Origin of the sequence: Methylophaga sp. SB9B, from assembly GCF_004832235.1 — a bacterium.
In the GTDB taxonomy this organism is placed as follows: Bacteria; Pseudomonadota; Gammaproteobacteria; order Nitrosococcales; family Methylophagaceae; genus Methylophaga; species Methylophaga muralis.
Map to the genome: position 1 here is coordinate 100,460 of NZ_SSXS01000003.1, position 14,112 is coordinate 114,571.

A 14,112-nucleotide genomic window follows, 5' to 3' on the forward strand; every position below is an offset into this window, starting at 1 on the left:
AACAGGGCAAAAGCCATATTGAAAACAGCTTGTGTTTTAAGAATTTGAGCGGTAAAACACTGTAAAAGGATGGCCTGTAAACCGCTGTGGGTGTACAGAGTTTAACCAGTGTATTTATGGAAAAAGGCTGAGACTTATGGAGCACCACGTCCCCCTTATCAGCACAATTGCTGCCGGCTTTGCTCTGGCACTGGTGTTGGGCTTTATTGCTGAAAAAATTAATATCCCGGCTTTGGTGGGGTATTTGCTGGCCGGTATTATTATCGGTCCCAGCACCCCCGGTTTTCATGCTGATGTCGATATCGCCATTCAATTATCAGAAATTGGTGTGATGTTGTTGATGTTCGGCGTGGGTTTGCATTTCTCGCTCAAGGACTTGATGGCCGTTAAGCGTATTGCACTTCCGGGTGCCATTGTGCAAATGTCTATTGCCACTTTACTTGGCACCATGCTTGCCATGAGTTGGGGATGGACCTTTGGTGAGGGATTGGTGCTGGGGCTGTCATTATCCTGTGCCAGTACGGTGGTGTTGTTAAAAGCTCTGGAGTCCCAAGGCTTACTGGAAACAATAAACGGGCGTATTGCGGTTGGTTGGCTGATTGTCGAAGACTTAGCCACAGTTTTAATGTTGGTATTACTTCCGGCATTGGCAGGGATTTTAGGCTCCAGCGAAACAGGCGTTTCAGATGCGCCACTGTGGCAAACGATCAGTCAAATACTGTTACAGGTCACAGCATTTGTCGCGGTGATGTTAATTGTCGGTCGTCGACTTTTTCCATGGATCCTTTGGCAGGTAGCAGGAACCGGCTCTCGTGAATTATTTACTTTGGCAACTATCACCGCCGCCATCAGCATCGCTTACGGTGCGGCTTTACTATTCAGCGTGTCGTTTGCCTTAGGCGCTTTTTTTGCTGGCATGATGATGCGTGAGTCGGAATTCAGTCATCGGGCAGCGCAGGAGTCATTACCATTACGTGATGCATTCTCGGTTTTGTTTTTTGTGGCTGTCGGTATGTTGTTTGACCCGACGATTCTGATTGATGAACCACTGCATGTTTTGGCGGTAGTCGGCATTATCATCATCGGTAAATCCATGGCAGCAATGGCGATAACCCTGGCGTTTCGTTATCCGCTAAATACAGCATTAACGGTGGCAGCCAGTCTGGCACAAATTGGTGAGTTCTCTTTTATTCTTGCCGGTTTAGGACTGACTCTTGGGTTATTACCTCAAGAGGGAATGAACCTGGTTTTGGCCGGGGCTATTATTTCGATAGCATTGAATCCATTGTTATTCTCGGTGGTGAATCCACTGCGTAAATGGATATTGATGCGTTCATTTCTGGCCCGCAGGCTCGAACGTCGACAGGAGCCATTTGCGGAATTGCCGATGTCTACGGAGAGTAAATTTCTTAAAGGACAAGTGGTACTGGTCGGATTTGGTCGGGTTGGCAGTCGGGTAGCAGAAGCACTGAAGGCTCGGGATATTCCATTTGTTGTTGCAGAACAAAACCGCGAACAGGTCAAAGCATTACGTAAACAAGGTATAGCCGCGGTTGCCGGTAATGCAGCCGAACCTGCAGTATTAATTCAGGCACATATTGCCAATGCTGCCATGCTGGTTATCGCGACACCTGATCCAGTTGATGTAAGACAAATGGCCGATACCGCGCGCAAATTAAATCCGGGTATCGAAATTGTATTGCGAACCTACAACGCAGCCGAAGCACAATTGCTGACTAAAGATGGTATTGGTAAAGTTTTTTTCAGTGAAGATGAACTGGCGAAAAGTATTACCAGTCACATTACAACACGTTTTGCTCCGAAAAATAATGAACACTGACTCCTATACTGGAGCCTGAATTAAGAGGTCTGGATGACACCTGGAAAAGATGATTTTTGGTTCCTACCGCTGGGAGGCTGCGGTGAAATCGGTATGAACCTGAATGTATATGGACATAACGGGCGCTGGTTAATCGTTGATTGTGGAGTTACTTTTCAAGCGGAAGTCGATGAGTTTGGTGAACCGATTAATAGCCAAAACCCACCGATTCAGATGGCCGATCCGCAATTTCTGATTGACCGTCGTCAACAGTTAGATGGTCTTATTATTACTCACGCTCACGAAGATCATATCGGCGCCGTGCCCTATCTTTGGGAATATTTCCGCTGTCCGGTGTATACCACCGCATTTACCGCCGAAATGCTACGCCGTAAATTGGTCGAGCAGGGTATTGCTGACAAAGTACCGGTAATCATCGTCGAGGCGGATGCCAAACGACAGATCGGCGTATTTCATGTTGAATGGCTACGCCTGACACATTCTATTCCAGAACCTTATGCATTATTAATCAGCACGCCGGTTGCTAAGGTATTTCATACCGCAGACTGGAAGCTTGATAAAGCCCCTGTGGTTGGTAAGACCTACGATGCCAGCGCGTTTCAAAAGCTGGCTGAATATCAGGTTGATGCGATGGTTTGTGATTCCACCAATGCCAATGTTCAGGGCTGGTCAGAATCAGAAGCCAATCTATACAAAGGCCTGAAATTTCATGTTGAACATGCCAAGGGCAGAGTGGTGGTCGCCTGTTTTGGCAGTAACATCGCCCGTTTGCATACCTTGGCGAGAATTGCTGAAGAAACCGGGCGACACTTGGGTTTACTCGGTCGATCGTTAATCAATACGGTATCGGCAGCCAAAAATGTAGGTTTGTGGACCAGTGTGAAAACCTCTGTAGATTCAGCACACTTGGGTTACCTGCCAGCACACACTGTTCTATTGGTAGCAACTGGTAGCCAGGGCGAGCCTCGTACGGCATTAAATCGCCTGAGCCAGAACAGTTTCCGCGATTTGCAATTGTCACCTGGTGATACCGTTATTTTCAGTTCTAAAGTGATTCCCGGTAATGAATTAGCAATAGCCACATTGATTGAACGGCTTAAAGCCATGCAAGTCGATGTGATTGATATTGATAATAGTGCTTTACCGATACACGCCTCGGGACATCCCGCCAGTGAAGAGTTGAAAACCATGTATCAATGGGTACAACCACAATGCGCTATCCCGGTTCATGGTGAATTGATGCATATGAAAGCGAATGCCAAAATTGCTAAGGCGAGTGGTGTCAGACAGCAGTTATTGGGGCAGAACGGTGATTTATTTTATATTGCCCCGGTAAACGGTATTCGGCGTGGAGCAGTTAAAACCGGAAGGTGGGGACTGTTTGATCGAAAGCTGCTGAAAAAATTATGAAGTCAGGCTTTCGCATCAAATGCGGGGCCACGACGTTCTGAAGAAACCCGTCTTTCAATCAACGTTTTTTGTTTACGTTTACGACGTTCACGACGTTGCCGCCGTTCTTCCTGAATAGACGGCTGGGTTTTATCCGCAGTCGGTTGTCCAGGATTGACTGGTTGAGTGCTGTATGTGATCAAAAAATTGTTATGATAAATTCGTGATATATCCATTGTGTCGACCTAGCTTTACACGAGCTCACAAAACATATCGGCTAATTTGTTTATAACTTTAATTCTTTCATTAAGTTAACGTTGATATTAACTTTACGGATATAGAAAATAAATGAAAGATTCCCTAAAAATTGGTTTGGCTTTGGGTAGTGGTGCTGCGCGTGGCTGGGCACATATAGGCGTGATAAATTCACTGGTAAACGCTGGAATTAAGCCCGATGTGGTGGTAGGGACATCGATCGGTGCCTTAGTTGGCGCAGCTCATGTCAGTCATAAATTACCGGAATTGCAGCAGCGCTTACTTAAACTGACCAAACTTGAAACGGCACGTTTTTTTAAAATTGGTTTTCCATTCAATGGTGTGGTCAACAAAGATAAACTGCATGAGTTTTTAAATCTGTATGTTGCAGAAGAAACATTATTAATTGAATCGTTAGCTCAGCGTTATGCCAGTGTGGCAACAGATCTTCATTCAGGTCAGGAGGTTTGGAATACTGAAGGAAAATTGCTGGAAGCTGTCTGGTCATCTATCTCTCTGCCAGGGCTGTTTCCGGCGATAAAACATCATAATCGCTGGTTAATTGATGGCGGGCTGGTCAATCCGGTACCAGTTTCAGTCTGTCGTGCATTAGGTGCGGATATTGTGATTGCGGTCAATTTAAATGGCGATATTTTAGGCAAACACTTACATCAGAATCCTCCCATAGCTAAAAACGATCAAAGCTCCAGCTTGCTTGGCAATCGCATCAGTGAATTTATTACTAACTACGCTGGGAATTTTTTTGCTGAAGATAAAACAGTTAAAGAAGATGTGCCCGATATGTTTGCGGCAATCGCTGCATCGGTCAATATAACTCAGGATAGAATTACCCGCAGCCGTATGGCCGGAGATCCGCCAGATGTCGTATTGCAGCCACGTTTATCACAGATAGGTTTATTGGAGTTTTTCCGTGCAGCTGAAGCAATAGAGGCGGGCACACAAAGCGTAGAGAGAAACTTGGCAGAAATTCACTATGTGCTTCGCAACATGAAAGGCTGATTCATTTACATAGAATTTTAGCGGCGATAAAGAACCAACCTACATTTGCAACTGTCATGTCGTGAAGCTAAATTTGAGTAGAAATCTACTGACAGCAATTACATAAGCTGTCAGTCTGAGCAAAACAATAAACAAAAATAACGCACATCTACAGAGATATAGGCAAATAACGCATGAAAAATGGAAACGTGGGTATCAGTAAGCTCTGGTTCTGGCTAGGATTAAGTTTGTTTGTGGTGATGTTTCTTTTATTGATGATCCAGATAGACAGACAATGGACCAAAATGAATGAAATGACACGCGTCATGGAGGAACAGGCAAAAGATATTCGTGCAACTCGAGGGTTATTGCGTAATCTTGAGCAAACCATTCGTACAACTGACTTTAGCAGTAACGCAAATAACCAACCAAGTAGTCTCAACAATGTGAAAGGCACTGACGCGTTTGAACGAGCACGTTTAGCTGCAGATAAAGAAGATTATGCTCAGGGTGACTGGTTGATGATGGCATTTGCCAGCAACATCAGAACGTTAACTCCGCTGGTTTCTGCTGATGCCTATTCAAGTGAGGTTCAGCAATATGTGCTCGAATCTTTACTGTCACGTGATCCTGACACGCTGGAATGGAACGGTCTGCTTGCAGAAGACTGGACCACCTCATCGGATGGTCTGACGATTACTTTCACCTTACGCCGTGATATTACCTTTTCTGATGGTGAACCTTTAACCGCTAAAGACGTGGAATTCACCTTTAACTTCATCATGAATGAAGCCATTGCCGCACCACGCAGCCGTGCCTATTTATCCAGAATGGAACGGGTAACGGCGCTGGATGATTACCATGTTGAGTTTGTTTTCAACGAACCCTATTTCAACAGTCTGCAACTGGCTGGCAGCCTAGATATTTTGCCTGAACATTTCTATGGTCGGTTTCTTGATGATCCAAAAACATTTAACGAAAGTCGTGGTTTGTTGATGGGGTCTGGACCGTTTCGTTTGAGTAACCCGGAGGGTTGGACACCTGATACGGGTGTAGTGGAATTAGTGCGTAATCCTCGCTATTGGGGACCGGTTAGTGCGTCTTTTGATCGGATTGTCTGGCGCATTATTGAAAATGATAGTGCTCGACTGACTACCTTCCGTAACGGCGATATTGATGTTTACAGCGCCCGTCCGCGTGAGTATCAGAATCTGCTTGATGATAAAGATATCACCGAACGTAGCCAGAATTTTGAGTATATGAGTCCAACGGCTGGCTATAGCTTTATTGCCTGGAATCAGGAACGCGGTGGCGAGAAAACTATTTTTGCCGATAAACGGGTACGAATGGCCATGTCCATGTTGACGAATGTGGATAGGGTATTGGAAGAAATTTTCCTCGGCTATGGACAACCTGCTGCCAGCCCCTTTATGCCCGGGTCTGCCCAGCATGATGAAGCCAATGAAGCAATTGCCTATAACATCGACAAAGCCCGGGAGTTATTGCTGGAAGCGGGATTTCAAGACAGTAATAACGATGGCATTTTAGAGACACCTGATGGTGATAGATTTGAGTTTTCTCTGACCTACTTTCAGGACAGCGATGACACGCGACGTATGGTGCTGTTCCTGAGAGATTTATATGCCCGTTCCGGCATTATCATGAAACCGAATCCTACTGAATGGTCGGTGATGGTGGAAAACATCCAGCAGAAAAACTTTGATGCGATCACCTTGGCCTGGACCTCGGGCATTGAGATCGATATTTATCAAATGTTCCATTCCAGCCAAACCGTAGAAGGCGGTGATAATTTTATCAATTATCGAAACCCTGAACTTGATGCAATTATCGACGCTGCCAGATCAGAGGTAGATGAAGACAAACGAATGGAGTTGTGGCATCAGGCAGAGAAAATTCTGGTAGAAGATCAACCCTATACCTTCCTGTTCCGTCGCAATACCATGGCGTTTATTGATCGCCGAATTCATAATCTGGAAAAAACCAGTCTAGGCCTGAATCTGATGAGTGTACCGGTGGAGATATATGTGCCGGCTGAACTGCAGAACAGACGTTAGACAGTTATGCTGAATTATCTATTACGACGCATCTTTTTGATGATCCCGACGCTGCTCGGGATCACCATTGTGGTATTCACAGTAATGGCAGCAGCTCCTGGTGGAATCAGTGCTCAATCTCTGGTCGATGGCATGGAGCTGGAACCACAAAGCCGTCAGGCGCTGGAAGATTATTACAACAAACTATATGGGTTGGATAAACCGGCTCCGGTGCAATATGTTCGCTGGTTGAATAATATTTCACCGATCGGTTTTAAACGGCTGCCAGATGGCACATTTGGCGAGTTTTCGCTTTGGAAAGGCACCGATTTAGGGACCAGTTTCCGTTATGGTCGACCGGTCACCGATATGATTGCAGAACGCTTACCAATCACGCTGTTACTCAATCTGATTTCAATACCGCTGATTTATGCACTGGCTATTGGCATTGGTGTGCAAGCCGCTCGGCAACGTGGCGGTAGATTTGACGTAACCTCAAATATTTTCCTGCTTGGCCTGTGGTCTGTGCCGAGTATGTTGGCCGGTGTTTTGTTTATAGGCTTTTTTGCCTCGGAACAATATTGGCGTTGGTTCCCTACCGGTGGCTTGATGCGAAGAGAAACTGCGGATCAGACATTCCTGCCGCTGATGGCAAGCATGAGTGATGTGTTTATTACCTTTATATGTGTCGCTTTGCTCACTGTCGCACTTATCAGCGCTGTGGTGACCTTTTCATTGAAGATACGACAGTTTGCCGGGCTTATTATCGGCGCTGTGTTGGGCTATGCGATGGCCTTTAATTTGAACGGTGATCTGTTCGGTTTGCTGCATATATTGCTGATTCCTTCAATGGCTATGTTAGTGAGACTCTTCGCGGGTCTGGGCAATATTGCACTGCGAATTGTCATTACCGGCGGATTCGCAGTTGGCTTTGGTTTAGCGTTATCAAACTTGCTGGGGGCTCAAGTTATACAGAGTGGTTATTTACTAGATCGGATGTGGCATCTTGTGTTGCCGGTTATCGCGCTTTCCTATGGTGGATTGGCATTTTTAGCCAAGCTGACGCGATCTTCGCTGCTGGAAAATCTGGCAGCCGATTATGCACGAACTGCCCGGGCGAAAGGCGTTGATGAAGAAACCGTTTTATGGCGCCATGTGTTTCGTAATTCGCTTTTACCATTAATAACTGTTTCAGCAACCTTACTGCCGAGCTTATTGGCGGGTTCGGTGATTGTGGAAAGCATCTTCAGTATTGATGGCATGGGAAAACTTGCTGTTGAAGCAGTACAAACCCGTGATCGGGAGCTGGTTTTATCTGTGACATTAATTTCCGGCCTGCTGACATTAGTTGGCTATTTACTGGCTGATATTGCTTATGCGATTGTCGATCCGAGGGTCAGTTATGACTGAACAAGTCGTTGAAATTCCAGTCAAGCAACCATCCAAATCCTGGGCACAACAGGTTGTTTCGTCATTACTAAAACGAACCAGCGCCAAGATTGGTTTGGCATGGATTGGCTTACTGGTGATGATTGCAACTTTTTCGCCGTTTCTGGCGAGTAGTCATCCGATTTATCTGGTGATTGATGGACAGGCCAGCAGCCCATTACTCAAACATATGCAAGCACTGGACTGGATCTGGTTGAGCGGGTTTTTTATCACCTTAGTTATTTCAGTGTTGCCGTTAGTGGCGTGGAAAAAGATTTTATTATGGCTGGCAAGTATCGCGGTGGTTTCAGTTATTGCGTATGCAACAGTTTCACCACCTATTCTGGTTGTTTATGAGCATTATCGTGAGCTGGAAGCGGAAGGCAAAGTAGAAAAAATCATTCGCGCCCCGATCCCCTATTCGGCAAAAGATTATCTGCGTGATTATGCCGATACTGGAATTGAATCACCGTTATCCGCACAGAACCGGATCCATTTGATGGGTACCGATGAAAATGGGGCTGATGTCGCTTCGCGGATGATTCATGCATCACGAATTGCGTTGGGTATCGGCTTTATTGCGACTGGAATCGCCTTAGTCATTGGCACTATTATCGGTGGCCTGATGGGCTATTTTTCCGGCATCGTCGATATTATCGGTATGCGCTTGGTGGAAATTTTTGAAGCGATACCGACTCTATTTCTGTTGTTATCATTTGTCGCTTTTTTTGGTCGTTCGATTTACATGATGATGGTGATTATCGGCATAACAGCCTGGTCCGGCTATGCCCGTTATGTCCGAGCAGAGTTTCTTAAACTTCGACAGCAGGATTTTGTGCAGGCCGCCGTTGCCAGTGGTTTGCCGTTACGATCAATCTTATTCCGACACATGTTACCCAACGGCCTTGCACCACTATTAGTTGCGACCAGTTTTGGCGTCGCATCAGCGATTTTAGCTGAAGCAACATTAAGTTTTCTTGGTCTGGGATTAGTTGACGATCCTTCTTGGGGACAATTACTCAATCAGGCAGTGCAATCGTCTACATTTAATTGGTGGCTGGCCGTGTTTCCCGGCGGGGCGATTTTCATGACGGTATTTGCTTATAACCTGTTAGGCGAATCGTTACGCGATGCCGTTGATCCGCATACTAGTCGAGGTATGCAATCATGAAGTTACTGGAAGTTGAAAATCTGGTCACAGAACTGGGCGAAGGGGAAACCTGGCTGCGTGCAGTGAACAACATCAGTCTAGCGGTGGAATCTGGACAAACCTATTGTTTAGTGGGTGAATCTGGCAGTGGCAAATCCGTAACAGCTTTATCTATTATGGGACTGTTACCTCAAGATCATTTCCGTCATCCGGCGGGTAAGATTCGTTTATCGGATCCGCAAGGAGAACTGGCGGATGTCGAGCTGCTTAATGCCGATACTGAAACGCTACGAAAAGTACGTGGTAGTCGTATTGCAATGATTTTTCAGGAGCCGATGACTTCACTTAATCCGGTGCAAACGATTGGTGAACAACTGGATGAAGTGTTACAGATTCATCAGCCAGAACTCAGTGAAGAAGCCCGTAAACAAAGAGTTTTAGCTGCGCTTGAAGAAGTACGTATTCCTGAACCTGCCAGCCGAATACGTGAGTTTCCTCATCGTTTATCTGGCGGACAGCGCCAACGTGTCATGATTGCGATGGCGTTGATTTGCGAACCAGCATTGTTAATTGCTGATGAACCAACCACCGCGCTTGATGTGACAGTACAGGCAGAAATACTTAAGTTGATGCGTGAACTGCAAACCAAGCGTGGAATGGGCATGTTATTCATTACCCATGATTTTGGCGTAGTGGCTCAGATTGCTGATGTGGTTGGTGTCATGCGTAAGGGCATTTTAGTTGAGAGTGGCACCACTGCTGAAGTGCTGCGTAATCCACAACATGAATATACACAAAGTTTGATTGCCGCATTACCTGAGCGTCTACCCAGACCGGCTCGACCAGCAAAATCCGATAAGGTGTTGTTGGAAGTGAAAGATGTGTCAGTATATTTTCCGGTCCGTCGTGGATTGATGCGTCGTGTCGTTGATCAATTTCGAGCGGTAGATAACGTTTCATTACAGGTTAATGCTGGTGAAATTGTCGCCTTGGTGGGCGAGTCGGGTTGTGGCAAAACCACATTAGGACGAGCCTTATTAAGACTTCAGGATGTCACTGCAGGCAGCATTATTCTTGAAGGACAGGATATTACTCAGATATCTGCCAAGGCCATGCGCCCACTTCGACGTCGCATGCAGGTAGTGTTTCAGGATCCGGGTTCTAGCTTGAATCCACGCCTACCGATTCACACGACATTAATAGAACCGATGCGAGTGCATGGTATCGGTCAAACTGATGCTGAACGCATTCAAATTGCAGCCCGGTTTTTAGATCGAGTTGAAATGCCAACCGATAGCTTATGGCGTTATCCCCATGAATTCTCCGGCGGCCAACGTCAACGTCTAGCGATTGCCAGAGCTTTAGTTTTGGAACCGCGGTTTATTCTATGTGATGAAATCACCTCAGCGCTGGATGTCTCAGTACAAGCCGGTATCTTAAAGTTATTAAGACAGCTGGTGGATGAAGAGGGCATTGGCATGTTGTTTATCACGCACAACATGGGTGTGGTGGATTATCTGGCGGATCGGATGGTAGTGATGCACAAAGCGCAATTAGTTGAATCAGGTAATACGCAGCAAATCATGAAATCGCCTCAGAATGCACATACCCGAAATCTGCTGGATGCCGTACCGCGGCTGGATGATAAATATCTGGCCACTGCGATTTAATACATTTATCCAAGCACTAAATAATACTTACTCAACTTTTGTTGTTTTATCTGGTCTGCTTGATTAGGTTTCGAAGCTTTAGATAGCTTCTGTTGCTTAATACTTTAAAGGATATTGATTATGCGTCTGCTACTGCTATTCATTTCGAGCTTAATGTTGTCTTTTTCCGTGCAGGCAGAATCATCTTGTCCTGATTTTTTGAATTATGAATTACCCAAACTACATTCCAATGAAACAGTAAACCTCTGTGAAGTCGCCGACGGTAAACCAATATTGGTCGTTAACACGGCCAGTCATTGTGGTTATACCCGTCAGTTTGAAGGTCTGGAAGCCTTACATCAGAAATATCAGCAAAGCGGCTTGATGGTAGTTGGCTTTGCCAGCAATGACTTTAATCAGGAAGCCAAAGACGAAGCCGAAACGGAACGTGTTTGCCGCGAGAATTTTGGTGTCACATTCACCATGATCGCACCGAGTTTCGTGACAGGTCAGAAAGCGAACCCGGTGTTTCAGGAAATTAACCGCCAGAGTGAACAGCCCGGATGGAATTTCAGTAAATATCTGATCAACAAAGACGGCAAAGTTGTCGCCGCTTTTCCAAGCAAAGTTGAACCGAGTGACAAAAAGCTCACTGATGCGATTGAATCTTTGTTGTAACAGTCAACTACTACTGATCTAAAGCGATTCAAACAAGGCTAATTAAAAATGTGAAGTTTGCACTGTTAATTAGCCTGATTTTTATATAGCAAAATTAAATTTTCGTTGTAGGATGTAGTAAAGCTGTGCCACTCATCACTACAAGGAAGCGATATGCGTGCGCTGGTCATCGACTTAAACAATTTCTCACGCTACCCCACGTTATCAGTGGGTTACCTGACAAGCGTGCTGCGAACAAATCAGATTGATGTAGATATTCTCTCACCATTTGCTAAGGGTGTAGCAGGCTATCCACGACTGACCCAAGCCAGGCGAAGGGAGCTTTATCTCAATTTCCTGAAACACTGGACTGCAGTTACTCCAAACAAGACGCTCAAACGTATTCGTAAAATTATTCAGCAAATATTTCATCCCGGTGGCTCAGAAGATAAAAAAGTCATATTGGAATATTTAGACGAGTTGTTAAATAACACGCCGGACGTGGTGCTCATTTCTGCTTACACCATGTATTACGACATAAGCTATGCAATCGGTGAAATCTGTCAGCAGCGAGGGATTCCGGTCATTATCGGTGGCAGTGCTTTTGTCCATCCTGAAGTTGCGGCGTTATGGCATAACATCCCAGGTGTTTCAGCGGTTTATGCTGGAGAACCAGAACCGCATTTAATTTCGTTAATTAACGATGTGCTGGCTGGTAAAGATATTTCTGCGTATCGTGGTTTATACAAACCGACACAGCAGATGGTCGACGTAGCACCGCCGTTAGTGGCATTGGATCAACTCCCTTTCCCTGATTTTTCAGATTTTCCATGGCACGCCTATCCCAATAAAGTTATACCCTTGATGACCGGACGTGGTTGTGAATGGGATATTTGTACTTTTTGTTCGGATGTTAGCAGCGCCTCCGGCAGAACTTTTCGTAGCCGATCCATTGAAAATGTTATAGATGAAATGCGTTTCCAAAGTGCTCAATTTGCTACGAAATTATTTGTATTTCTCGATTTGAAACTTAATTCAGATTTATTTTTGTGGCGTGAATTGATCGAGCGCATCCCCAAAGAATTTCCCAATGCACTGTGGACGGCTTCGATTCATGTCGATTCACGGATGGACAACGGTTTATCAAAAGCTGATTTACAAAAAGCCGCTAAAGCCGGTCTAGTCAGAATTACCTGTGGTCTGGAATCGGGCAGTGCTCGAATGCTTAAGCAAATGGCAAAAGGTATAAAGCTAGATAGATTATCCCGTTTTTTACAAGATGCTCATGAAGCGGGAATAAGTGTTCGGATGACAGCCATAATTGGTTACCCGGGCGAGGAGGTAGCTGATGTAGACTTAACTACAGAGTTTATTGCCAAGCATACTCCGTATATTGAACGCATCATGCTAAACCGCTTTACATTAATGCCAAAAACGCCGATATCCCAACAGTTGGCCAATAATAGTGATAAATACCCTGAGTTTAGTATCAAACAGTTTGATGTCAATTCGGCAACCATTTCTCATAGCAATACTAAGCTTTCAACCAGATCGTATTATTGGGCAGCATTTCGATTAATGAAGGCGGTGCATGGTATAAACAAAAAACCTTTAAAACCTTCTGCAAGAGAATTTGAAGGTGTTATGTAAAAGCATTGCCTGTCTAAAAAATAATTGAATTCATCACATTCGATTAATCTAGTTTATTCAGCCAATTAAGTATTTCAGTATTCGACCGATAATACTCAATATTGCTTAACAGGTGTTTTATCAAAAATGTGCGCAACCATCCGAATTTTAAAGTGTTTTTAGTGCGGTTTTATTAACATCGCGCTACTCTGAACATATGAGCAAACACGTTGAAAAATGGTTTTTTAATCGCACTTTTATTGTGTTTGTGATGGTGTGCTTATGGTTTATCGGTGCGTTAAGTTTGCGCTTTTTCTACCATCAACAAGTTTCTGGCTATCAAAGCTCGATTCATTCCCAGATATCTCAGCGTGTCAGCATGTCATCGGCTTTGCAAGCAGAGCTGATTGATAAAGAGTTTTCTTTTTTGGCGGCAAATCTTAAACAGCTCGGGTCGTTATCGGTTGAATCCCCAGAGCAAGTATCAGCATTTGCTATGAGGTTAAAAAATTTAAACCCGTCCATATGGCATATCACTATTGCTGATAGTAAGGGTGAGGTTACGTTTTCTACTAGAGTAGGCTATCAACCGCCAATTTCCTTACGGGATTACTTTGCAGAGCATTTAAAAAGTAATCAAATAAATTTTTTTATTTCCTCACCCAGACAATCCGTTATTCAGGAAAGTGCTTTATATATTGCGATGAGTTATCCCATTCGAAACCCAGAAGGCGAATTCTTGGGGGTGGCAGTTACCACATTAACAAGTGAAGCTCTGACTGCTCAGCTTGGAAAAATTACCAATAATAAAAATATTTCAGCTGTACTAACCGATCAGTTTGGCAAACTTATCTGGTCTTCCAATCTTGCTGATGGTCTGCAAAAAGGTGATGTTTACAGTCTATGCAAGGACAATAAATATCAGACATCGACTGATCTTGGCATCTATCGTATTAAATTGGATGACAATGCGCAGTGTGATTTTCAGTTTCTCGACAAATGGGGAATGTATTCCATAGTTGCGGAAAACTTACCCCATCTAACCAGTTGATTCAGCGTTAT

Annotated in this window: 11 protein-coding genes; 10 read left to right on the forward strand and 1 reads right to left on the reverse strand. The window is 44.7% G+C overall.

The annotated features are described in order from the left end of the window. Positions 1–136: 136 nt before the first annotated feature. Both ybaL and E8Q33_RS04455 read left to right on the forward strand, forming a co-directional pair. The gene (gene ybaL, locus E8Q33_RS04450) at positions 137–1,840 is read left to right on the forward strand and encodes a YbaL family putative K(+) efflux transporter (RefSeq protein WP_136553112.1); all 1,704 of its coding nucleotides are present in this window, start codon (positions 137–139) and stop codon (positions 1,838–1,840) included. 33 nt (positions 1,841–1,873) lie between these two features. After that, entirely contained in the window at positions 1,874–3,250 is a 1,377-nt protein-coding gene (locus tag E8Q33_RS04455) for a ribonuclease J (RefSeq protein ID WP_136553114.1), read from the forward strand. A 2-nt stretch (positions 3,251–3,252) separates the two neighbouring features. Here the strand turns inward: E8Q33_RS04455 and E8Q33_RS04460 are convergent, their stop codons facing one another. Continuing rightward, positions 3,253–3,465 carry a hypothetical protein gene (locus E8Q33_RS04460; protein WP_136553116.1) on the reverse strand — a complete coding sequence of 71 codons (213 nt, stop codon included), beginning with the start codon at positions 3,463–3,465 and terminating at the stop codon, positions 3,253–3,255. 112 nt (positions 3,466–3,577) lie between these two features. Between E8Q33_RS04460 and E8Q33_RS04465 the strand changes: the two genes are divergently transcribed. From E8Q33_RS04465 to E8Q33_RS04500, 8 genes are all read left to right on the forward strand, one after another. Then, positions 3,578–4,504, forward strand: a complete 927-nt coding sequence (locus E8Q33_RS04465) for a patatin-like phospholipase family protein (RefSeq protein WP_136553118.1) — start codon at positions 3,578–3,580, stop codon at positions 4,502–4,504. A 173-nt stretch (positions 4,505–4,677) separates the two neighbouring features. Continuing rightward, positions 4,678–6,558, forward strand: a complete 1,881-nt coding sequence (locus tag E8Q33_RS04470; RefSeq protein WP_211116093.1) for a peptide-binding protein — start codon at positions 4,678–4,680, stop codon at positions 6,556–6,558. 6 nt (positions 6,559–6,564) lie between these two features. Beyond that, positions 6,565–7,947 carry an ABC transporter permease gene (locus E8Q33_RS04475; protein ID WP_136553120.1) on the forward strand — a complete coding sequence of 461 codons (1,383 nt, stop codon included), beginning with the start codon at positions 6,565–6,567 and terminating at the stop codon, positions 7,945–7,947. Next, positions 7,940–9,136, forward strand: a complete 1,197-nt coding sequence (locus E8Q33_RS04480) for an ABC transporter permease (RefSeq protein WP_136553121.1) — start codon at positions 7,940–7,942, stop codon at positions 9,134–9,136. Before E8Q33_RS04475 ends, E8Q33_RS04480 begins: the two co-directional genes overlap by 8 nt. Continuing rightward, positions 9,133–10,785 carry an ABC transporter ATP-binding protein gene (locus tag E8Q33_RS04485; protein ID WP_136553123.1) on the forward strand — a complete coding sequence of 551 codons (1,653 nt, stop codon included), beginning with the start codon at positions 9,133–9,135 and terminating at the stop codon, positions 10,783–10,785. Before E8Q33_RS04480 ends, E8Q33_RS04485 begins: the two co-directional genes overlap by 4 nt. A 120-nt stretch (positions 10,786–10,905) precedes the next feature. Further along, positions 10,906–11,442 (forward strand): glutathione peroxidase, encoded by a 537-nt coding sequence (locus E8Q33_RS04490; RefSeq protein WP_136553125.1) that lies wholly within the window; start codon positions 10,906–10,908, stop codon positions 11,440–11,442. Positions 11,443–11,595: 153 nt separating this feature from the next. Continuing rightward, positions 11,596–13,071: a radical SAM protein gene (locus tag E8Q33_RS04495; RefSeq protein WP_136553127.1), complete on the forward strand. Its 1,476-nt coding sequence runs from the start codon at positions 11,596–11,598 to the stop codon at positions 13,069–13,071. A gap of 196 nt (positions 13,072–13,267) precedes the next feature. Next, on the forward strand, positions 13,268–14,101 hold the full coding sequence (locus E8Q33_RS04500; RefSeq protein WP_136553129.1) for a cache domain-containing protein: 834 nt from the start codon (positions 13,268–13,270) through the stop codon (positions 14,099–14,101). Positions 14,102–14,112 lie beyond the last annotated feature (11 nt).